The organism is Halorussus sp. MSC15.2 (assembly GCF_010747475.1).
Lineage (GTDB): Archaea > Halobacteriota > Halobacteria > Halobacteriales > Haladaptataceae > Halorussus.
In genome coordinates this window covers 277,137-297,362 of sequence record NZ_VSLZ01000003.1, presented here as the reverse complement: position 1 = coordinate 297,362, position 20,226 = coordinate 277,137, and the positions used below count along the sequence as shown (strand labels likewise).

The 20,226-nt window shown below is 66.3% G+C and carries 23 protein-coding genes and 1 pseudogene; 16 read left to right on the top strand and 8 right to left on the bottom strand.

Features of this window, described 5'->3' with window-relative positions; translation table 11 throughout:
- Positions 1–82 precede the first annotated feature (82 nt).
- Together FXF75_RS12805 and FXF75_RS12800 are read left to right on the top strand one after the other, a co-directional pair.
- Positions 83–724 (top strand): metallophosphoesterase, encoded by a 642-nt coding sequence (locus FXF75_RS12805; protein WP_163522270.1) that lies wholly within the window; start codon positions 83–85, stop codon positions 722–724.
- Between the two features lie 93 nt (positions 725–817).
- Positions 818–1,315 (top strand): NYN domain-containing protein, encoded by a 498-nt coding sequence (locus FXF75_RS12800; protein ID WP_163522269.1) that lies wholly within the window; start codon positions 818–820, stop codon positions 1,313–1,315.
- Positions 1,316–1,331: 16 nt separating this feature from the next.
- On the opposite strand, the gene FXF75_RS12795 is transcribed toward FXF75_RS12800, so the two are convergent.
- Positions 1,332–1,502, bottom strand: coding sequence for a hypothetical protein (locus FXF75_RS12795; protein WP_163522268.1), 171 nt, complete (start codon positions 1,500–1,502; stop codon positions 1,332–1,334).
- Between the two features lie 202 nt (positions 1,503–1,704).
- Here FXF75_RS12795 and FXF75_RS12790 point away from each other — a divergent pair, with 202 nt between their 5' ends.
- From FXF75_RS12790 to FXF75_RS12775, 4 genes are all read left to right on the top strand, one after another.
- Positions 1,705–2,190, top strand: a complete 486-nt coding sequence (locus tag FXF75_RS12790; RefSeq protein WP_163522267.1) for a PUA domain-containing protein — start codon at positions 1,705–1,707, stop codon at positions 2,188–2,190.
- Positions 2,191–2,322: 132 nt separating this feature from the next.
- Positions 2,323–2,715, top strand: coding sequence for a nascent polypeptide-associated complex protein (locus FXF75_RS12785; protein WP_163522266.1), 393 nt, complete (start codon positions 2,323–2,325; stop codon positions 2,713–2,715).
- Positions 2,712–3,452, top strand: coding sequence for a tRNA (adenine-N1)-methyltransferase (locus FXF75_RS12780; RefSeq protein ID WP_163522265.1), 741 nt, complete (start codon positions 2,712–2,714; stop codon positions 3,450–3,452). Before FXF75_RS12785 ends, FXF75_RS12780 begins: the two co-directional genes overlap by 4 nt.
- Positions 3,453–3,607: 155 nt before the next feature.
- The gene (locus FXF75_RS12775) at positions 3,608–4,453 is read left to right on the top strand and encodes a formyltransferase family protein (RefSeq protein ID WP_163522264.1); all 846 of its coding nucleotides are present in this window, start codon (positions 3,608–3,610) and stop codon (positions 4,451–4,453) included.
- Here FXF75_RS12775 and FXF75_RS12770 read toward each other — a convergent pair.
- Positions 4,450–4,767 carry a transcription factor S gene (locus tag FXF75_RS12770; protein WP_163522263.1) on the bottom strand — a complete coding sequence of 106 codons (318 nt, stop codon included), beginning with the start codon at positions 4,765–4,767 and terminating at the stop codon, positions 4,450–4,452. The genes FXF75_RS12775 and FXF75_RS12770 overlap by 4 nt on opposite strands.
- A 43-nt stretch (positions 4,768–4,810) precedes the next feature.
- The gene (locus tag FXF75_RS12765) at positions 4,811–5,068 is read right to left on the bottom strand and encodes a hypothetical protein (protein WP_163522262.1); all 258 of its coding nucleotides are present in this window, start codon (positions 5,066–5,068) and stop codon (positions 4,811–4,813) included.
- 96 nt (positions 5,069–5,164) lie between these two features.
- Between FXF75_RS12765 and FXF75_RS12760 the strand changes: the two genes are divergently transcribed.
- Positions 5,165–6,433: an NAD(P)/FAD-dependent oxidoreductase gene (locus FXF75_RS12760; RefSeq protein WP_163522261.1), complete on the top strand. Its 1,269-nt coding sequence runs from the start codon at positions 5,165–5,167 to the stop codon at positions 6,431–6,433.
- Positions 6,434–6,535: 102 nt separating this feature from the next.
- On the opposite strand, the pseudogene FXF75_RS12755 reads toward FXF75_RS12760, so the two are convergent.
- Both FXF75_RS12755 and FXF75_RS12750 read right to left on the bottom strand, forming a co-directional pair.
- Positions 6,536–7,183, bottom strand: a pseudogene (locus FXF75_RS12755) (metallophosphoesterase); the annotation flags it as partial.
- A gap of 216 nt (positions 7,184–7,399) precedes the next feature.
- Complete coding sequence (locus tag FXF75_RS12750; protein WP_163522259.1) at positions 7,400–8,035, bottom strand: twin-arginine translocation signal domain-containing protein; 636 nt, start codon at positions 8,033–8,035, stop codon at positions 7,400–7,402.
- A 99-nt stretch (positions 8,036–8,134) separates the two neighbouring features.
- Here FXF75_RS12750 and FXF75_RS12745 point away from each other — a divergent pair, with 99 nt between their 5' ends.
- The 8 genes from FXF75_RS12745 to FXF75_RS12710 all read left to right on the top strand — a co-directional run bounded on the left by FXF75_RS12745 (position 8,135) and on the right by FXF75_RS12710 (position 16,076).
- Positions 8,135–9,046, top strand: coding sequence for an ABC transporter ATP-binding protein (locus tag FXF75_RS12745; RefSeq protein ID WP_163522258.1), 912 nt, complete (start codon positions 8,135–8,137; stop codon positions 9,044–9,046).
- Between the two features lie 4 nt (positions 9,047–9,050).
- A complete protein-coding gene (locus FXF75_RS12740) occupies positions 9,051–9,911 on the top strand; it encodes an ABC transporter permease subunit (RefSeq protein ID WP_163522257.1) in 861 nt (286 codons plus the stop codon).
- A gap of 261 nt (positions 9,912–10,172) precedes the next feature.
- Positions 10,173–11,081 carry a 4-hydroxy-tetrahydrodipicolinate synthase gene (dapA, locus tag FXF75_RS12735; RefSeq protein WP_163522256.1) on the top strand — a complete coding sequence of 303 codons (909 nt, stop codon included), beginning with the start codon at positions 10,173–10,175 and terminating at the stop codon, positions 11,079–11,081.
- Positions 11,082–11,142: 61 nt separating this feature from the next.
- The gene (dapB, locus tag FXF75_RS12730; protein ID WP_163522255.1) at positions 11,143–11,961 is read left to right on the top strand and encodes a 4-hydroxy-tetrahydrodipicolinate reductase; all 819 of its coding nucleotides are present in this window, start codon (positions 11,143–11,145) and stop codon (positions 11,959–11,961) included.
- The gene (locus FXF75_RS12725) at positions 11,958–12,836 is read left to right on the top strand and encodes a 2,3,4,5-tetrahydropyridine-2,6-dicarboxylate N-succinyltransferase (protein ID WP_163522254.1); all 879 of its coding nucleotides are present in this window, start codon (positions 11,958–11,960) and stop codon (positions 12,834–12,836) included. Before dapB ends, FXF75_RS12725 begins: the two co-directional genes overlap by 4 nt.
- Entirely contained in the window at positions 12,833–14,086 is a 1,254-nt protein-coding gene (gene lysA / locus FXF75_RS12720) for a diaminopimelate decarboxylase (protein ID WP_163522253.1), read from the top strand. Before FXF75_RS12725 ends, lysA begins: the two co-directional genes overlap by 4 nt.
- The gene (gene dapF, locus FXF75_RS12715) at positions 14,083–14,973 is read left to right on the top strand and encodes a diaminopimelate epimerase (protein WP_163522252.1); all 891 of its coding nucleotides are present in this window, start codon (positions 14,083–14,085) and stop codon (positions 14,971–14,973) included. The genes lysA and dapF overlap by 4 nt, the downstream gene beginning before the upstream one ends.
- The gene (locus tag FXF75_RS12710) at positions 14,970–16,076 is read left to right on the top strand and encodes a M20/M25/M40 family metallo-hydrolase (protein WP_163522251.1); all 1,107 of its coding nucleotides are present in this window, start codon (positions 14,970–14,972) and stop codon (positions 16,074–16,076) included. Before dapF ends, FXF75_RS12710 begins: the two co-directional genes overlap by 4 nt.
- Before the next feature lie 188 nt (positions 16,077–16,264).
- On the opposite strand, the gene FXF75_RS12705 is transcribed toward FXF75_RS12710, so the two are convergent.
- The 3 genes from FXF75_RS12705 to purB form a co-directional block, all read right to left on the bottom strand.
- Complete coding sequence (locus tag FXF75_RS12705) at positions 16,265–16,438, bottom strand: hypothetical protein (RefSeq protein ID WP_163522250.1); 174 nt, start codon at positions 16,436–16,438, stop codon at positions 16,265–16,267.
- Complete coding sequence (locus tag FXF75_RS12700) at positions 16,438–16,704, bottom strand: hypothetical protein (RefSeq protein ID WP_163522249.1); 267 nt, start codon at positions 16,702–16,704, stop codon at positions 16,438–16,440. Before FXF75_RS12700 ends, FXF75_RS12705 begins: the two co-directional genes overlap by 1 nt.
- Positions 16,705–16,779: 75 nt before the next feature.
- Complete coding sequence (gene purB / locus FXF75_RS12695) at positions 16,780–18,165, bottom strand: adenylosuccinate lyase (RefSeq protein WP_163522248.1); 1,386 nt, start codon at positions 18,163–18,165, stop codon at positions 16,780–16,782.
- A gap of 167 nt (positions 18,166–18,332) precedes the next feature.
- Here purB and purH point away from each other — a divergent pair, with 167 nt between their 5' ends.
- Positions 18,333–19,958 carry a bifunctional phosphoribosylaminoimidazolecarboxamide formyltransferase/IMP cyclohydrolase gene (gene purH, locus FXF75_RS12690; RefSeq protein WP_163522247.1) on the top strand — a complete coding sequence of 542 codons (1,626 nt, stop codon included), beginning with the start codon at positions 18,333–18,335 and terminating at the stop codon, positions 19,956–19,958.
- Positions 19,959–20,226: the final 268 nt, after the last annotated feature.

Sequence of the window (20,226 nt, the reverse complement as noted above, 5' to 3'; positions counted from 1 at the left end):
CGGGACGCCGACACCGCCGCGAGTCACGGTGCCTCGGTCGCGAGCCACAGCGTTTACCCTCGCTCCGACCGAGTACCGACCGATGCTCGTCCTCGGAGACGCCCACGCCGACGACCCCGACGAACGGCGCGCGCTGCTCGCGGCCTACCGCGATTCCGGCGACGACGTCGCGCTCCAGACCGGCGACCTACTCTACTACGACCTGCCGATTCCCACGTACTTCGTCGGAGGCAACAACGAGAACTTCGACGTCATCGACGCCCTGCGGGCGGGCGAAGACCCTGAGGGAACGACCGTCCGGAACGCGAACCTGCTCGCTAGCACTTCGGCCGAGGTCGCGGGCCTGCGCGTGGCGGGGCTGACTGGCAACTACGCGCCGACGAAGTACGACGAGTCGCGCGCCGACCTGACGGGCGAGCGCAGGCGACACTTCGTCCGGGGGGACGTGGAGCGTCTGAAGACCGTCGAGGACGTGGACGTGTTGCTGACCCACGAAGCGGCCCACGGCCTGATATACTACGGCTACGACGCCGGATGCGACCGAATCGACGAACTGCTGGAGGCGCTCGACCCCGACCTGTGTCTGGTCGGCCACCACCACGAACACGCCGAGTCCACCTACGGTGACACCCGCGTCGTGAGTCTCGCACCCGCGTGGGAGCGCTACTACCGACTCGACCCCGAGACGCTCGAACTGTCCGACCGCGAGACACCGGCGGAGTGAACGGCGGTCTCCGGTCGAGTCGGTCCCCGCGAGCGAATCGCCGCGGTGGGGTTGTGCGGACCTTTTTATCGTAGGGAGTACCAATCTTGGCGTATGACCGAGATACACCCGAACCAGCGGGTCGCCGTCCTCGCGGACGCTCAAAATCTCTACCACACGGCCCAGAGCGTCTACAGCCGTAACATCGACTACTCCGCGGTCCTCGAAAAGTCGGTTCAGGACCGGGAACTCACGCGAGCCATCGCGTACGTAATTCAGGCGGATAGCCCGGACGAGGAGCGCTTCTTCGAGGCGCTCGCCGACATCGGATTCGAGACGAAGATTAAGGAACTCAAGACGTTCGGCGACGGGTCGAAGAAGGCAGACTGGGACGTCGGAATGAGCCTCGACGCGGTGACGCTGGCCAACCACGTCGATACCGTCATCCTCTGCACGGGCGACGGCGACTTCTCGCGGCTCTGTTCGCACCTCCGCCACGAGGGCGTGCGGACGGAAGTCACTAGCTTCGAGGAATCGACGTCCGACGAACTGATTCAGGCGGCCGACACCTTCATAGACATGTCCGAGCGACCCGATACGTTCCTGCTGTAACCGAAAAGAGCGTCTTTCAGACCGGGCGACCTTCTTCGCCGCCGATTCCGCTCAGGAGCGCCCCGGCCGCGAGACCGAGGACCGCGATGGCGGAGACGACGTAGGTCGTGAACGTTTGCTGGCTGGCGACGGCGAAGATGGCGGCACCGGCAACGAGCAGCAGTGCGACGCCGAGCTTTGCTTTCATCGTGGTGGTCCGTAGCCGCTCCAAGGTAATAAATCAAACCGTAGTCCCCGGAATACAAGATGATTAATAGTTAAATTGACGTCGGATGTCAAGGATGATGTTATCTAGTACCATGGGGCGCGTCGGTCTCGAACGAGTCTCCGCGCCCGCGGACCGACCGAAGAACGAAGGCTTTTCGCCGGGCGACGCGAACGTCCGGCAAATGAGTTCCGGAGAGACGGACGACCTCCCCCGACTCCGCACGATTGCCGACTACCAGTTCGGGTCGGGCGTCGGCGAGACGCTGTTCCCCGAGAGCGAGGACCCCGAAGTCAAGCGGTCCTCGTCGGGACGGCCACAGCAGGTCGTCGGCGACGCCGGTCGAGTCGTGACGTACGGGACCGACGGCCGATTCACCCTCGGACTGGAAGGCGGCCGCCGGGTCGCTGCCGCGCTTGACGCGCCCGCGGGTCGAGTCGTGGTCGGCGACGAGAGCGAACCGTTCGTCCGCGACGGCAAGAACGTCTTCGCGAAGTTCGTCACCGCGGCCGGTCCGGAAGTCCGACCCGGCGACGAGGTTGTCGTCGTCCACGAGGACGGGTCGCTGCTCGCGGTCGGCCGGGCCGAACTCTCTGCCGACGCGATGGGCGACTTCGACTCCGGGATGGCCGTGATGGTCCGCGAGGGCGCGGGCGACGACGCCGACTGATTCGTCCGTCGCTCCGAATCCCAGTTCTACGAGCGTATCGACACCGTTCTCGACCGTCTTCCGTGGCTTCGCCCGACTCCGTTTTCGACTCGCTCCAACACGCTTATCCCCTCGCGTTCCGACGCTTCACGTATGTTCGGAGGAGGCGGCGGGGGACTCGATCCCCGCAAGATGCAACAGATGATGAAGCAGATGGGTATCGACGTGGACGAACTCGACGCCGAAGAGGTCGTCATCACCAAGAGCGACGGCGAGAAACTGGTGTTCGACAACCCCGACATCACCGTGATGGACGCCCGCGGGCAGGAGACCTATCAGGTCGTCGGCGAACCCCGGACCACCGAGGGCGACGCCGGCGGAACTACCGCGGTCGAGTCCGGCGACGACAGCGACGGGAGCGGGGGCATCCCCGACGCGGACGTGGAAATCGTCGCTCAGAAGGCCGGAGCGAGCGAAGACGACGCCCGCGAAGCGCTGGAAGCCACCGACGGCGACCTCGCGGCCGCCGTCGAGCGGCTACAGTGACGGTCCTGCTGGTCCACGGCGACCGGGAGTACCTGCGAGAACCGGGCGAGGAACTCCAGACCGACCTCGGCGTCGTCGACGTTCCCGAGGACGTCGAACCCGGTCAGACGCTGGAGTCCCACCTCGGCGAACCGTTCGAGGTCCGCGCCCTGCGCGGTCCGGACCTGTTCAACCACTTCGAGCGCACCGGCGCGCCGATGATGCCCCGTGACGTGGGTCTCATCGTCGGTCACACCGGCGTCGCCAGCGGCGACCGCGTGCTGGACGCGGGAACCGGGACGGGCGTCCTCTCGGGCTATCTCGGCCGGATGGGCGCGAACGTGACCACCTTCGAGCGCGACCCCGAGTTCGCCGAGGTGGCCCGCGGGAACATGGAACTCGCAGACGTCGCCGACCGAGTGGACGTGCACGTCGGCGACGTGACCGATGAAATTGCCGACGCGAGCGAGGGCGACGCGCTCGGCGAGTTCGACGTGCTGACCCTCGACACCGAGGACGCGCCCGAGGTCGTCGCTCACGCGCCGGACCTGCTGGTCCGGGGCGGGTTCGTCGCGGTCTACTCGCCGTTCGTGGAACACACCCGTGAGGTCGTGGAGTCGGCCCGCGAGGCGGGTCTCGCCGACGTGGAGACCCTCGAAACCATCCAGCGTCGGATGGACTTCGACGACCGAGGCTCGCGGCCGTCCACCGCGGGGGTCGGTCACACCGGATACTTGACGTTCGCACGTCGGCCCTGAGTCAGTGACACGCCCGGCCGACGTTTCGACATCTCCCCGGCGAATCGCCGGACGCCGCCCGCCCAAGGGCGGCCTGTTTTTCCGTAGGCGACACCTGCGAGCGTCAGTCGCCGCATAACAAAGCCGATTGGGCGCGTCCTGACGACGACAACTCCATGTCCGATTCGCTCGAAGTCGCGCTGTTAGTCCGCGGTACCGACGTTCCGGAGTGGCAGGCCAGCGCCGTCGAGGCGATGCTCGCCCGAACCGACGCAGAGGTCAGCCACGTCGTCCGGAGTACAGGGTCGGTCGCCGGGAGCGACGGCGGTCTGGGCCACTATCTCGACCGAGTGCGGGAGTACCCCCTCTGGACGCCCGTCGGCGCGGCGTTCCAGTTCACCGAGCGGCCGGCGTACCGCGAACCGCGAGACGTGGCCGACATCGCTCGACTGGGCGACCCCGAGACGCTGGCGGTCGAACCCGACCCCGCGCCCGACTTCGGCAACGTCCTGTCCGACCACGCGGTCGAGACGGTCGGCGAGGCCGACGTCGCCGTCCGGTTCGGCTTCGGCATCCTCAAGGGCGACGTGCTCGACGCGCCCGACCACGGCGTCCTGAGCTTCCACCACGGCGACCTCCGGGAGTATCGCGGGATGCCCTCGGGGTTCTGGGAGTACCTCCACGACGAGGACACCGCCGGCGTGACCCTGCAGAAACTCTCGGAGACGCTCGACGGCGGGGAAATCGTCGCGTACGAACCGGTGGACATCGCCGACGCCCCGACGTGGTCCGGCGTCCGGCGACGCCTCTTCGCGGTCTCCGACGACGTGCTGGTGAAGGGCATCGGGAACGTCTCGCGCGGCGTGGAACCCCGGTCGCCCGACGAACTCGGCGACCTCTACTCGCTCCCGGAGGGCGGCGACGTGTTGAAGTACGTCGTCAAGGAGGGGAAGGGCCGAGTTCGGCGGTCGTGGGGTAGTACGTCCAGATTCTCGACGAACGACGTCGAAAAGCGGTTCTAGTTGTCGTCTTCGCGCCACTTGTGTTCGCACTCGGTGCAGATGAAGAAGCGCGTCTCGCTCTCGTCCGCCGCGCGAATCTGTTGCATGTACCATCGGGCGCGGTCGTTCCCGCACTCGGGACAGTGTGCGTCGGTGGTCGGAAGCGCGCTCTCCTCGTCGCCCTTGTTGGTCTCGATGACCTCGCTGGCCTCTTGGTCTTCGGTCACGACGTAGTTGGCCTCCGGGTCCTTCGGCGTCTTGTTGCCGCAGCTTCCGCAGACCCACAGTTCGTCCTCGGCTTTCATCATCGAACCGCACTCGTCACAGAACTCCATTATTGTCACGCCGTAGCCGACGCGGTAAGTTAAGCGTCGTGCTTTACCCTTCACCTTCCGACTGATACGGTTCGCCCACGGCGTCCCGCGGCAAGGCGTTCTCGATTTCGGTCGAGAGGTCCTCGACCGACTCGTACTCCTCGGCCGACGTGTCGGCGACGAGGTCCCCGAGATTCAACTCCCCGTTGGCGTGCGTGAGTGTCACGTCCTCGAACTCGCTGGCGGCCTCGTCCCGACTCACGGGGTAGGAGAGTTCCGAGAGCGCGGACTCGATGCGGCTGAGTTTGACCTGCCGTGTCATGCGACCGGGCTACGACGACCCGCTCCTTATACGTTTCCGCGACGGGCCACCTCTCGGAACGGAGAGACTTTGTGGCGCGCGGCCGAACGCCGGACCATGACCGAAGTCGTCGTCGCTGGCGGTGGACTCGCCGGATTGGTCGCGGCGCGCCACCTCGCCGACGCGGGCGCGGACGTGCGACTCTACGAACGCCACCACGACCCCGGCGGGCGGGTGCGTTCGGTTCGCAGGAACGGGTTCGTCTTCGACCGCGGGTTTCAGGTGCTGTTCACCGCCTACCCGGCGGCGCGGCGGGAACTCGACTACGACGCGCTCGACCTCCGGCAGTTCAAACCCGGCGCGGTGGTGGCCCGACCGGGCGAGCGCTCGACCCTCGCCGACCCCTTCCGCGACGTGGACGCCGCGCTGGAGACGCTCCTCAATCGGGACGTGACCGTGCGCGACAAGCTACGGGTGCTCCGACTCCGGCGGGAACTCGCCGAGAAGTCCGACCGCGAGATGGCCGGCGGTCCGGACCGGACTACCCGCGAGTACCTCCGCGACCGGGGGTTCTCCGAGAAGTTCGTGACGAACTTCGCCGCCCCGTTCTACGGCGGCATCACCCTCGACCGGAGTCTCGGCACCTCGAAGCGGGTGTTCGAGTACACTTTCAAGATGCTGACCGTCGGCCACATCGCGGTTCCGGCCCGCGGGATGGGCGCGATAGCCGAGCAACTGGCCGGGTCGGCGCGCGAGTCCGGGGCCGACCTCGTGATGGACGAGACGGTGACCGACCTCGACCCGAGCGCGACCGACCCCCGAATCGAACTCGGCAGGGACTCGACCACCGCCGACGCCGTGGTGGTCGCCACCGACCCCAAGCAGGCCCGGGAGTTGACCGGCGTCGAGTCGATTCCCACCGACGCCAAGGGCTGTGTCACCCAGTACTACGCCTTCGACGGGCCGGAACTCGACGCGGGCGCGCGACTCCTGCTCAACGCCGACTCGTCCGCGCCGAACCACGTCGCCCAACTCTCGGCGGTCGCGCCCGAGTACGCGCCGGAGGACCGCAACCTCCTGAGTGCGACTTACCTCGGCGTGCCCGACGAGGACGACGAGGCCCTCGCCGAGCGCACGGCCCGGGCGCTGGACTCGTGGTACCCCGAGCGTCGCCTCGACCTCGAACCGCTCCACACCAGTCGCATCGAGTTCGCGCAGTTCGCCCAACCGCCGGGCCTCCACGACCGACTGCCCGACGTGCGCGCGCCCGACGGTCCGGTCTACCTCGCGGGCGAGTACACCGACACCTCGTCGCTCAACGCCGCGATGGCGAGCGGTCGGAGGGCCGCACAGTGCGTCGCCGAAGACTTCGATTTAGACCGCTGAGGGCCGGCGCTGGCCGACGCCCTCTCGGTTCAGAGAAACGGTGCCCCTACAGCGATACGGAATCCAAGGAGAACAGAGAAGTATCGGCAGAGTCAGGACGCCTTACGCCGACGGCGTCGGGTACGAGGTCAACTCCAGCGTCTCGGGGTCGAGTCGATAGTAACGTTTCTCGACGGAGGCCACGCTCACGACGCGGGTGTCACCGTAGGTGGTCTCGGCGTGTTCGTGGTGGTGGCCGACCAGACACAGGTCGGGTTCGAGCGCCTCCAGCAGTCCGTCCACGTGTTCGCAACCGACCTCGTAGGACTCCGCGACCGGCAGGCCGTGGGGCGCTTCGTGGGTCAACAGCACGTCCACATCCTCGACGGTCTTCAGACGCTCCACGTCCCCCCGGACGAAGTGTCGCCTGCGCTCGCCCTGCAGGTTCGGACGGGGGCGCTCGAACTGCGTCGGCGCGTAGTTACCGCAGAGACCGGCGATTCGGAGGCCGTCGATTTCGACCGCTTCGTCCGACAGCAGGAAGGCGTTCGTGACGTTGGAACTGTCGAGGCGGCCGTGTCGAAGCGCGTCGATGGTGTCGAAGTCCTCGTTGTTACCGGCGATGAAGTACGTGGGAATCGGCAGGTCGTAGTAGAGTAGGTCGCCCAACTGCAATGCCACCTCCGCGTCGGCGTCCCGATAGGCGGCGAACAGCGCGCGCCGATTGTCGGGGTCGTCGGCGTGGGCGTCTCCGAGAACGAGCATTACTCCCGGCTTCGGCCGTCGGAAAGATAAAACCCACTCTTAGGCTATACCTCAGCGACTATCACGCCGCCTTCGCCGGTTACGCCACTGGAGAGGACGGTGGGGTGTACGCCGGACCGGGGGACGAGTTCCTACAGCACGTACTTCGTTGAGGCGGATGGAACCCCCATCGTTACCGTTCCGGGGAGACTGCGCCCAATGGAACTATCGACGTTCCAGTGTTCAACACCCGTTACAACAGTCGCACCAAACGTTCCACGCACAACTGGAACCGCACGGTTCTTGGATACAACAGCGTCTGTCCGCCCAGACGGAATTGCCGCATTGGGAGACGCACCCGCAGTCCTTGTAGCAGGCCTCTCGTTCGACGTTCGTCACTCCGACGTCCGATTTGATAAGGTACGTCTCTTCGGTCGTATCCGGTTCGTAGAATGCGTAAGCATGGTTTTTAGCCGGTTGAACCGCAACGGAGAGAACGCCGTCGTCTAATTGTTTGACGATGCGATACTCGTCGGCACGAACGCCACTCCACGTTGCGAAGTTGACTCCTTCACCGGACTTCGAGGCTACAGTCTCGTAGTCCACCGGTTCGTCAAGTGGAAGTTCCGTAATCGTCCCGTTGTCCAAGATGCCCTCCGACGCTAACAATGAGAGCAGGTCGTCTGCGTACGTAGTGAAGACGCCCTTCGCCTCCTGTTGGCGCGGTTTTTCGTCCGTTTTCGGGCCTTCGTTTCCCGCGACGATGGTAGCACTGCTTGTGATTCCAGTAACGCCTAACGCGCCGCTGACCGTAGCCCGTTTCAGGAACTCGCGTCGGTTCGTGGTCAATGCGCTTCCCTTGTCACTTTCCTCCGACATACCGTAATAGTAATCAATCTAACTATAAGTAATTTATTGAGTATAAGATAAGATTAGAATGGAAACATTAATTCGAGGTGAGTCAGACTTTCAACTCGCATGGCCGCCGTTGAGACACGCGGTTTAACGAAAGAGTTCGGAGAGGTAACTGCGGTCGAAGACCTTACTCTCTCTATCGAACGAGAGGAAATATTCGGCCTTCTCGGGCCGAACGGCGCGGGAAAGTCCACGACGCTGAATCTGATTTTGGGATTTCTCGAACCGACGGAGGGCACGGCATCCGTCTTCGGGTTGGACCCTTGGACGGACCCGCAGGCTGTCCGCAAGCAACTCGGTATCGTTCCGGAAGGATACGGATTGTACGACCGCCTCACGGCGCGAGAACACATCGAGTTCGCGGCCGGTATAAAGGGTGTAGACGCCAACCCGTCGGACGTTTTGGAACGCGTCGGTTTGACGAGTGCCACCGAGAGAAAAGTCGCGGGATACTCTAGGGGTATGCGCCAGCGACTCGCCCTCGGCATCTCTCTCGTCGGTAGTCCAAACTTGCTCGTCCTCGACGAACCGTCGACCGGTTTCGACCCTCACGGCGTTCGCGAATTACGCGAGATTGTTCGCAAGGAGCGAAACCGTGGTGCGACGGTCGTTTTCTCTAGTCACAACTTGTCGGAGGTAGAGACATTGTGTGACCGCATTGGAATTATAAACTGCGGTAGTCTTATCAATTTAGATACAATTGAAGGTTTACACGAACGGACGAGCGATACGCTCCTCATCGAAGCAGACCCCGTTCCGGATGGTAGTAAACTGGAACGAATCGAGAACGTGACCGGCGTTTCCGACACGGAGTCCACGCTACGGATACGGTACCGGGGCCGAGATGCGAAAAGAAGAGTCCTGACGGAACTGACCAAAAGAGACGTGGTTATCTCCGATTTTACGACGAAAAGGGCCTCGTTAGAGGACTTGTTCGTCGAGGCAACTACCACGCAGTACGAGATGAAGGGATGAGTGTATGCGAGCACGGATAGCCACTATCGTAAGAAAAGAACTCACCTCAGCAATCCGTTCACGGATGCTGTGGGGAACCGTTGTCGCGTTGATTTTGATGGGGACCTCGTCCACGCTAAACATGTACGTGGGTCCCGCTTCGCCAGCATCGTTAGGCGTCGTAGCCGAGAACATTCCGTTACATCTATATCGCTTTCTGCCCGTCGTTGGACTTCTAACGGGATACAAAGCGGTCGTCGGGGAACGTGAGTCCGGGAGTATCCGTTTTCTGCTCGGTTTACCCACGACTCATCACGAAGTGCTGATTGGTAAGTTTCTGGGGCGGTCAGCCGTTCTCACCGTCGTAGTCGTGACGACAATTACCATTTTAGTCGCAGAGTCCATAGCGTTGTACGGCGGAGTTGCGGCGTTCGAACTCTTCGTCCACGCGATTCTGTTGTTAATCTACGGGCTGGTATGGACTGGAATCGCAGTCGGAATCTCGGCAATGGTCATGTCCCGATTTCGGGCGGTTGCGATAGTATTCGGATTGTACGCAGTGACGCACTTCTTCTGGCAACATCATGTCCTACCGATTGCAGCGTATTTGTTCACAGGAACGGTCTCAACGAGCGGACTCCGACCGATTGCGACGGCGCAGGGGCCAACTTGGTACCTCTACGTTCAGCGTCTCAATCCGGTGAGGAGCTATCAGTACAGTCGCGCCCTACTATCGGAACTGCTCCGGTCCAAATCCACGACTCAGGTCTGGGTGTATCTGGTCGACTCTCCGGAGTACATGTTCGGCTTCGGAATGCTCTTCCTCTGGCTCGTCGTTCCGCTATTCGTCGGATACCTGCGATTTAGAAGTGTAGAAATTCGATGACTGAAGTCGGTTAGCTAGGGACACGGATAGCAGATATCGCCCACGGCCAAAAGGTTAAGTCCCCGGAGGTGAGTGTCACGCATATGCACTCCGACCCCGCCGCGGCCGTTCGCGTTCGCTCGGCCAGCGGTGGGTCGGTCGGTTTTTCGGGGCTGAAACGCACAAAACCCGGTTACTAACAGGTCCTCGGCGGCGTGGCGACCCGTCGTTGGCCGTCCTCGTTTTGCACCGCGCGCCCACCAGTCCCGAACATAACGCAACATGACACGCACCGACGAACCCTTCAGTGGGGTCTACCCCGCGATGACGACCCCCTTCGAATCCGACGACAGTATCGACTTCGACCAGCTCCGAGCAGACGCCCAGCGCCTCGCGGACGCCGGGGTGGACGGTCTCCTCGCGGTCGGTTCGACCGGCGAGAGCGCGACCCTGAGCCACGACGAACACGTCGAGGTGGTCGAGGCGGTCACCGACGCCGTGGACGTGCCCGTCATCGCAGGGGCCGGGAGTAACAACACCCGCGAGGCCCTCGAACTCTCCCGGCGCTCGGCCGACGCCGGGGCGGACGCGCTGTTGCTCATCTCGCCGTACTACAACAAGCCCGAACCCGAGGGGATGGAGCGCCACTACCGCACTATCGCCGACGAGGTGGACCTCCCACAGATACTCTACAACGTCCCCTCGCGCACGGGCCGCAACATCGCGGTCGAGACCGCGGAATCGCTCGCGCGACACGAGAACATCGTCGGTTACAAGGCCGCCAGCGGCGACCTGAACCGAATCGGCGACGTGATAGAGCGCACCCGCGACGAGGAGTTCTCGGTGCTATCGGGCGACGACTTCCTCACGCTCCCGATGCTCTCGCTCGGCGCGACCGGCACCATCAGCGTGTCCGCGAACGTCGAACCCGAGCGCACCGTGGCGCTGGTCGAGGCCGCCCTGTCGGGCGACTTCGCCGAGGCCCGCGAGGTCCACGAGGAACTCGCGCCCCTCGTCCGCGCGCTGTTCGAGGAGACCAACCCCATCCCGGTCAAGGAGGCCATGGAGATTCGGGACTACGGCCCGGCGCACCTGCGCTCGCCGCTGTCCCGCCTCTCGGAGGACCACCGCGCAGAACTTGCGGGTATCCTCGGAGAGTTAGAGGGAGAACCGACTGAGGTACAGCCATGACCGAGACCGAGCGACGACCGGCGGGAAGCGAGCGACGACCGACCGGACCGCAGAGACGACCATGAGCGTAGCAGTCGCAGTGACGGGCGCGACCGGCCAGATGGGGAGGGCGGTCCTCGACGCCGCCAGCGCCCGCAAGGACGTGAGCGTCGCCTTCGCCGTCAACCGCGACCCCGCGGACGAAGAGTCCGTCGGCGAGGTCTCGGTCGAACCCGCCCGCGAGTTCGACCGACTGGTGGCCGAGCGCGACCCGGACGTAATCGTGGACTTCACCGGCCCTGCGAGCAGTCAGAACTACGTCGCGGTCGCCGCCGAGGCCGGTGTCGCCAGCGTGGTCGGCACCACCGGGTTCGACGACGAGGGCGAGGCGGCGCTCCGTGAACTCGCGGAGTACGCGCCCGTGCTGAAGGCGTCGAACTTCGGTCGGGGCGTGCAGGCGCTGCTCTCGGCAGTCGAGTCCGCGGTCGCGGACCTGCCGGGCTACGACGTGGAGGTCACCGAGACCCACCACAACCGGAAGCGCGACGCGCCGAGCGGCACCGCGAAGACGATTCTGGAGCGAATCGAAGAGACGCGCGAGGCGCAGAGCGCCTCGGACCCGAGCGGCGAGGGAACCGAGCCGCGAACCCAGCGCGTCCACGGGCGCGAGGGCGAGGCCCCCCGCGAGGCGGGCGACATCGGCGTCCACGCCCGGCGCGCCGGGACGATTACGGGCGAACACGAGGTCCTGCTCGCGGGTAACCACGAGGAGGTCCGCCTCACCCACCGAGCGGAGGACCGGGGCGTCTTCGCCGAGGGGGCGCTCGACGCGGCGGTCTGGCTTGCCGAACGAGAACCCGGCTGGTACGATTTTGCCGACGTAGTGGAGGGAGACGCATGAGTCTGGAAACTGAGGTAGACGACCTGTGGCATCGATACGACGACGGCGACCTCACCGCGGCCGACGCGGGCGAGGAGGAATACGCCGTCCTCGAAGCGTTCCTCGACGCGCTCGAAACCGGCGAGGTCCGGGCCGCCGAGAAGCGCGGCACCGCCGAGCGAGGCTCGGCGAGCGACCGGACGCAGTCCGGTAACGGCCAGTGGGAGTCCAACGAGTGGGTCAAGCGGGGCATCCTGCTCAACTTCGGCCTGCGCGGCATCGAGGGCCGGGAGTACGGCGACGTGACCTACCACGACGTGTTGCCCCTGCGCGAGACCGACGACCTGCCCGGCCGGGGCACCCGCAACACCCCCGACGGGACCGTGATTCGACGCGGCGCGTACCTCGGGTCGGACTGCATCATGATGAGTCCGAGCTTCGTCAATATCGGCGCGCACGTCGGCGACGGTACCCTCGTGGACTCCTGTGACACCGTGGGGTCGTGCGCGCAAATCGGCTCGGACGTGAAGCTGGGTGCGAACACCCTCATCGGCGGCGTGCTGGAACCGGTCGAGGACGCGCCCGTCGTCGTGGAGGACGGCGCGTCGCTCGGCGCTGGCTGTCGAGTCACCTCGGGATTCGTCGTGGGCGAGAACAGCGTGGTCGCGGAGAACACCCTGCTCACGCCTCGCATCCCGGTCTACGACCTCGTCGAGGAGGAGGTCGTCTACGGTCACCTCCCGCCCGAGCGCCGGGCGTTCACCCGGTTCGTGGAGTCGTCGGTCGGCGACCACGACCTGTTCGAGGGCGGGGCGTACAAGCCCGCGGTCGTGGCGATGGACGTCGAGGAGACGACCCTCGAAGGCGTCGAGCGCGAGGAGGCCCTGCGGGAATGAACGCGGTCCGGAACCCGGCGGTCCGACGACTCGCCGACTGGTCGGCCGAGCGCCTCCGGGAGTTGGCCGACGACCACGGGACGCCCCTCTACGTCCTCGATTTGGACCGCGTCCGGCAGAACTACCGACGGATGGACGACGCCTTCCCGGAGGCCGAGGTGTACTACGCCGCGAAGGCCAACACCGCCCGGCCGGTCCTGCGAGCGCTCGCCGACGAGGGCGCGGGCATCGAGTGCGCGTCCGCGGGCGAACTCGCGAGAGTCCTCGACGCGGGCGTCGCGGGGTCGCGCGTCCACTACACCGCGGTCAACCCGCCTGACCGCGACCTCGACGTGGCGGTCCGACTCGCCGACGACCACCCCGGACTGACGATTACCGCGGGCGCAGCCGACACCCTCGACAGACTCGCCGAGCGGGGGTACGACGGCCGAATCTGTCTGCGAGTCAACCCCGGCGTCGGCGCGGGCCACCACGAGAAGGTGGCGACCGGCGCGGACGCCAAGTTCGGCGTCCCGTACGACCGCGCGGCCGACACGGTCGAATCGGCCGCAACCGACTTCGAGGTGGTCGGTCTCCACGCCCACGCCGGAAGCGGTATCTCTGGCGAGGACCTCTCGGCCCACCGGGAACTGGTCTCGCGCATGGGCGACCTCGCGCGAGAGGTCGAGGACCGGGGCGTCGAACTGGAGTTCGTGGACGTCGGCGGCGGGTTCGGCGTCCCCTACCGCCCCGACGAGGACCCCCTCGACCTCGCCGCCGTGGCGGGCGCGACCCGCGAGGCGCTGGGCGAGGTTGACGCGACCCTCGCGGTCGAACCCGGCCGGTATCTCGTGGCGGACGCCGGCGTCCTGTTGACCGCGGTCAACACGGTCAAGGAGGCGGGCGACGGCGTCGTGGTCGGCGTCGGCGCGGGGATGACCACCCTCGCTCGCCCCGCGCTCTACGACGCCCGCCACGAGATGCGCAACTGCGCGGCCGACGCCGAGAGCCGCCCGGACCGCGAGGTGACGGTCGCCGGTCCGGTCTGCGAGAGCGCCGACACCCTCGGCGACCACTGGCTGGCGGACCCCGAACGCGGCGACCTGCTCGCGATAGGCAACTCGGGGGCCTACGGCTACGAGATGGCGAACCAGTACAACTCCCGCCCGCGCCCGGCGTCCGTCGTCCTCGACGGCGACGACGTCCGAATGGCGCGACGGCGCGAGACGATTGCGGACGTGACGGCGGTCGAACCGGAGGACCAAGCATGAGCATCGAGTACGAGAAGTTTCACGGCACTGGTAACGATTTCGTAGTAGTAGACGCGGACGAGTACGTCCCCGACCGGGCGGCGTTCGCCCGGAAGGTGTGCGACAGACGCGACGGCGTGAGCGTCGCGGACGACTCGACGGACGAGTCCGTCGGTGCCGACGGGACACTGTTTCTGGCGCTCGAACCCCAGTTCTCGCCGCCCCGCGTGGTGATGACGCTGGTCCAACCCGACGGTTCGACCGCGGCGATGTGCGGCAACGGCGCGCGGTGCGCGGCCAAGTGGGCCGCCGAGCGGACCGGCGCGGACGCCATCATGCTCGACACGCAGGCGGGGACCCGCCGGGCCGAGATTCGCGGCGACGAAGTGACCATCGAGATGGGCGAACCCTCGTTCGCGCCCGAAGACGTACCGCTCGCGTCCGACCGCGAGGACCCGCTCATCGACGCCGACGTGGCCGAGGCCCCCGAAGACATCGAACTCACCGCGGTCAACACCGGCGTCCCCCACGCCGTCGCGTTCGTCGAGGACGTGGACGACGTGGACCTCGACGCGGTCGCGCCCGCGATTCGCCACGCCGACGTCTTCCCCGAGGGCGCGAACGTGACGTTCGCCGCCGAGCGCGCGGACGGCGGGTTCGACCAGCGGACCTTCGAGCGCGGCGTCGAAGGCGAGACCCGGTCCTGCGGGACGGGCGCGGTCGCCATCGGCGTCGCGGCCCGACGACTCGGACGGACCGACGAGGACCCCGTGTCGGTCTTCCCGCCGGGCGGCGAACTCGAAGTCGGCTTCCGGAACGGACGGGCGACGCTCACGGGTCCGACCGAGCGCGAGTTCGAGGGGGAGGTCGCCTCGACGCCGGAACCCCGGCGCGTCTCGGAAGCATGAGCTTCGACCCCGTCGAGTTCCTCGAAGCGGCGGTGCAGACGCCCTCCCACGAGGACGTGACCGAGATGCGCGACCTGCTGGTGGAGACGCTCGAATCCGCGGACGCCGACTGCGCGGTCGAGGTAGACGACGCCGGGAACACCGTGGCGGTCCGGGATACCGGCCGCGAGGGACCGCACGTCGTCCTCAACACGCACATCGACACCGTGCCGCCCCACGTCGAGTTCGAGCGGGTCAGCGGCGCTGACGGCGGAGGCGACGTCGTCCGCGGCCGGGGGTCCTGCGACGCGAAGGGACCGCTGGCGGCGCTGCTCGCGGCGTTCCTCGGGCCTGCCCCCGAGCGCGGTCGCGTGACTCTCGCGGTCACGCCAGACGAGGAGACGAACTCGACAGGTGCGGCCGCGCTCGACTTCGACCCGGTCCCCGACGCCGTCGTCGTGGGCGAACCCACGGAACTCGACGTGTGCAACGCCGCCAAGGGCCGATTTCAGGCGACCGTCACCGTCCGGGGTGCGAACGCCCACGCCGCCGAACCGCAGTCCGGCGTCAACGCGGTCCGCGCGGCGGGCGACCTACTGGCAGCGCTCGACGACTTCGGCGAACGCGAGGACACCCCCGACCCCAGTGAGCAGTTGGGTGCGCCGACGCTGACGCCGACGACAATCGAGGGCGGCACCGCGACGAATCAGGTGCCCGCGGAGTGTTCGTTCGTCGTGGACCGCCGGAGCGTCCCGCCGGAGACCGCCGAGGGGTTCCGGGCGGCGCTGGCCGAACACCTCCGGGAGCGCGCCCCGGCAGAGGTTGGCGTCGAAGTGGCGCTGGCCGAGCGCGACACCCCGTTTCTGGCGGCGTTCGAGACGCCCGAAGACGACCCCGTCGTCCGGGCGCTCAGGGAGGCCAGCGGCGGCGCGGTCCGGCCGTTCGGTGCCGCGACCGAGGCGTCGTACTTCGCGCAGGTCGCGCCGACGGTCGTGTTCGGGCCGGGGTCGCTGGCCGACGACGAGGGCGCGGTGGCCCACGCGCCCCGCGAGTACGTCCGCCTCACGGAGGTCGAACGCGCCGGCGAGGCCGTCGAAGCGGCGCTTGCCGACATCTGTTCCTGAGTCGTCGCCGTCCCGCTCGTTGTCGTCTTCGGAGGTACCGACCATCGACTTTCGGGACCATCTATCGGCATCTCTGCGGCCGGACTTCGTTCGTCCTCTCTTCTCCCGTCACCGCTACGTCCGAATCGGTGTTCCACGTCGAGATGATTACTGAAGACGGCGGAATCGAACCGGTTCGTCTCGCACACTCACCGCGTAGTCCAGAACACCGTGCGGTGCGGGAAGTGGTGGCGGCGGACGGCCTCGCTGACGACGGCGACTCCGGCCACCACCATCGCTACCGCGCTCGCCCCGAACACGGTCCGCCAGTTGAAAAACAGTCGTCGGGTGACGAGATAGAGGTCGTCCCCGCGCTCCACCACTAGTTTCCCCCTCGTCTTACGCGGACCCGGCAGGTCGCTCGGGTTCCGGACCACGAGCGCTCACCGTCGAGAACCCGGTCTACCGTCTGCCGGTCGCGCTCGGACAGGTCGTCGTAGGAGACGACCGACTCGGCGTCTTCGGGAATCGCCGCCGTGGTCCCCTGCGACTGGACCTCGTACTCCAAGGCCCCGACGCCGACGACGAGTGCGCCGGTCAACAGGAAGATACCGAGGAAGAAGAGACCGAAGTGGAGGGTATCGCTCATGCCCCGGGAATGTATCTCTGGTTATATATCGTTTTCGTCGATGGGACCGTCGGCGGTAGCTACCGCCGCTCTCGGCTACTCGTCGTCCAGCGACTCGACCATCCCGCTGGCGACGCCGGTGTATCCCGCGGGCGTCAGGTCCAGCAGTTCCTCGCGGGTGTCCTCGTCCACGTCCAACTCCTCGAAGAGGTCCCGGAAGTCCGCCAGCGTCACGCGCCGACCGCGGGTCAGGTCCTTGACGCGCTCGTAGGCGTCGTCGTGGCCCTCGCGCCGGAGGATGGTCTGGACCGCCTCGCCGATGATTTCGGGGGTCGCTTTGAGGGCCTCGCGCATGACCTGCTCGTTGGGGACGACCTTGTCGAGTCCGTCTCGCAACTTGAGATACCCGAGCAGGCAGTAGGCGAACGCTCCGCCGATGTTGCGCTTGACCGTCGAGTCCGAGAGGTCGCGCTGGAGGCGGGAACTGGTGACGTAGTCGCCGAGGAAGACGAGGTCCGAGTTGGCCTTCGAGAGGTTGCCCTCGCTGTTCTCGAAGTCGATGGGGTTGACCTTGTGAGGCATGGTCGAGGACCCCGTCTCGCCCTCGGCAGCGACCTGCCCGAGGTAGCGGTCGCTGACGTAGCGCCACGCGTCGCGGTCCAAGTCGAGCAGGACGTTGTTCGCGCCCCGGAGCGCGTCGAACAGTTCCGCGAGGTCGTCGCAGGGGTTGACCTGCGTGGTCACCGGGGCCTGCTCCAGTCCGAGTCCCGCGACGAACTCGCGGGCGAACTCGGGCCAGTCTACGTCGGGGTAGGCCGCGACGTGGGCGGCGTAGGTGCCCGACGCGCCCGCCAACTTGCCCTGCAGTCCGTCGCGGGCGTCCTTCGCGCGACCGATTGCCCGGCCGAGTCGTGAGGCGAAGACGGCCATCTCCTTGCCGAACGTCGTGGGAGTCGCGGGTTGGCCGTGAGTCCGCGCGAGCATGGGCACGTCGGCGTGTTCGCGCGCGAGGTCCCCGAGCGAGTCCCGAATCTCGCGGAGTTGCGGCAGGAGAACGTCTTCGACGGTCCCCTTCACCAGCAGTCGGTAGGCGAGGTTGTTCACGTCCTCGCTGGTCAGCGCGAAGTGAATCCACGAGGAGGCGTCCTGCGCGCCCTCGGGCAGGTTCTCGCGGACGAAGTACTCGACGGCCTTCACGTCGTGGTTAGTCGCCGCGTAGTCGCCGTACCCCTCGGTCTCGATTCGCTTGACGAGTTCGGCGTCGTCCTCTTCGAACTCCTCGTAGAGGTTCCGGAGGTGGTCCCGGTCCGCGGCGTCCAGTTGCAGCGGCGTCGCGTCGAGGTCGGCCAGCGCGACCAGATACTCCACCTCGACCCGAACGCGAGCGCGCATCAACGCGGCCTCGCTCGCGTACTCGCGCAGGGGTTCGGTCCGCCCGGCGTACCGGCCGTCCAGCGGCGACACGGCGTAGAGGGGATTCATGTGAGAATCTGCCCCGTCGGGCGGCAAAAGCGTGTCGGTCGAAGTCGTCACAGTCGTGCATACTACTGCGACTAGAGTGTCGATAGGGGCCGAAAGTATGCTCGTTCGTGGATATCGACTCGGACGCAATCGCAATACATTTCCGCGGAGACGGCGCGGCTTCGAACATGACACGCATCGCTGGACTCGCCAGTAACCGCGGACGGAACCTGATGCACCTCGCCGACCGGTCGCCCGGCGGAGCCGAAATCGACGTGGTCCTGACCAACGACGCGGACGCGCCGGTGCTGGACGCGGCGGAGAAGCGCGGGATTCCCACCGAAGTCGTCCCGCGCGAGGAGGACGAGACTCGCCGCGACCACGAGGAGCGCGTCGTCGCGGCACTCGCGGACTACGACTTCGACCTCGTCTGCCTCGACGGCTACATGCGCATCCTCTCGGACGCGTTCCTCGACGAGACGCCGCTGACGCTGAACGTCCACCCCTCGCTCCTGCCGTCGTTCCCCGGCACGGACGCCCACGCGCAGGTCCTCGACGCCGACGTGAAGACCACGGGTTGCACGGTCCACGTCGTCACCGACGCCACCGACGAGGACGGAACCGTGGTCGAAGACGAGGTGGACGCCGGTCCCGTCGTCACGCAGGAACCGATTCCGGTGTACGAGGGCGACGACGAGAGCGACCTGAAAGAGCGCGTCCTCTACGAGGGCGAGTTCAAGGCCTACCCCCGCGCAGTCCGGTGGTTCGCCGAGGACAGACTGACGGTCGATGCCGAGACCGGTTCGGTCCGCGTCGAGGGCGACGAGGCCGGACAGTTCCCGGCCCGGCGCGTCGAGACCGCCGACCGCGAGGCCGACCTCCGGTACGGGGAGAACCCGCATCAGGACGCCGCGCTCTACGGCGACGCCACCTGCGAGGAGGCCAGCGTCGTAGACGCGCCCCAACTCAACGAGGGCGCGAAGGGGATGGGGTACAACAACTACAACGACGCCGACGCCGCGCTGAATCTGGTCAAGGAGTTCGACCGGCCCGCCGCCGCGGTCATCAAGCACACCAACCCCGCCGGATGCGCCACCGCGGACTCGCTCGCCGAGGCCTACGACCGGGCGCTCACTACGGACGCCAAGAGCGCGTTCGGCGGCATCGTCGCGCTCAACCGAGAATGCGACGAGACCACTGCCGAGCGGATTATCGACTCGTTCAAGGAAGTCGTCGTCGCTCCCGGCTACACCGACGATGCCCTCGACGCGCTCTTCGAGAAGGACAACCTGCGCGTGCTGGATGTCGGTGACGAAGCGGACTTCGGCGAAATCACGGAGACCACGACCGAGAAGGACCTCGTCGGCGGCCACCTCGTGCAGGAGCGCGACCTGCAAGCGCCGACACGCGAGGAGTTGGAGGTCGTCACCGAGAGAGAACCGACCGATGACCAGTACGAGAGTCTGCTGTTCGCGTGGCAGACCATCAAGCACGTCAAGTCCAACGCCATCCTGTTCGCCGACGGCACCGAGACGGTCGGCGTCGGCGCGGGGCAGGTCTCCCGCGTCGATGCGGTCGAAATCGCGAAGATGAAGGCCGAGAAGGACGCCGAGGGCAAATCCGCCGAGGGCGCGGTCATGGCCAGCGACGCCTTCTTCCCCTTCCCGGACGCCATCGAGGCCGCGGCCGAAGCGGGCATCGAGGCGGTCATCCAACCCGGCGGGTCCGTCAACGACGACGACGTAATCGAGGCCGCCGACGAACACGACATGACGATGGTGTTCACCGGCAGTCGGTGTTTCAGACACGACTGAGCGGAGCGAAGGAGTCGTCTGAAACTCGACAGAACTCGTTTCTGACGGTGCTTCCGGCACGACGGACCGTTTCGGAAGGAGTCGTTTAACAGTCGGAGAGCGTGGTGTGTCCTCCGGTATTTCCGGCAGAACTGCAGGTCCCGATTCCGTCACCGTTCGTTTCTGCGGACGGTCCCGGTACCGGTTGCTGGTCATCGACCCTATTCGGCGTCCGGCCGAAACGCTCATTACGAGTTTTCAACACGACCGTTCTGTTTACCTAGGTAGT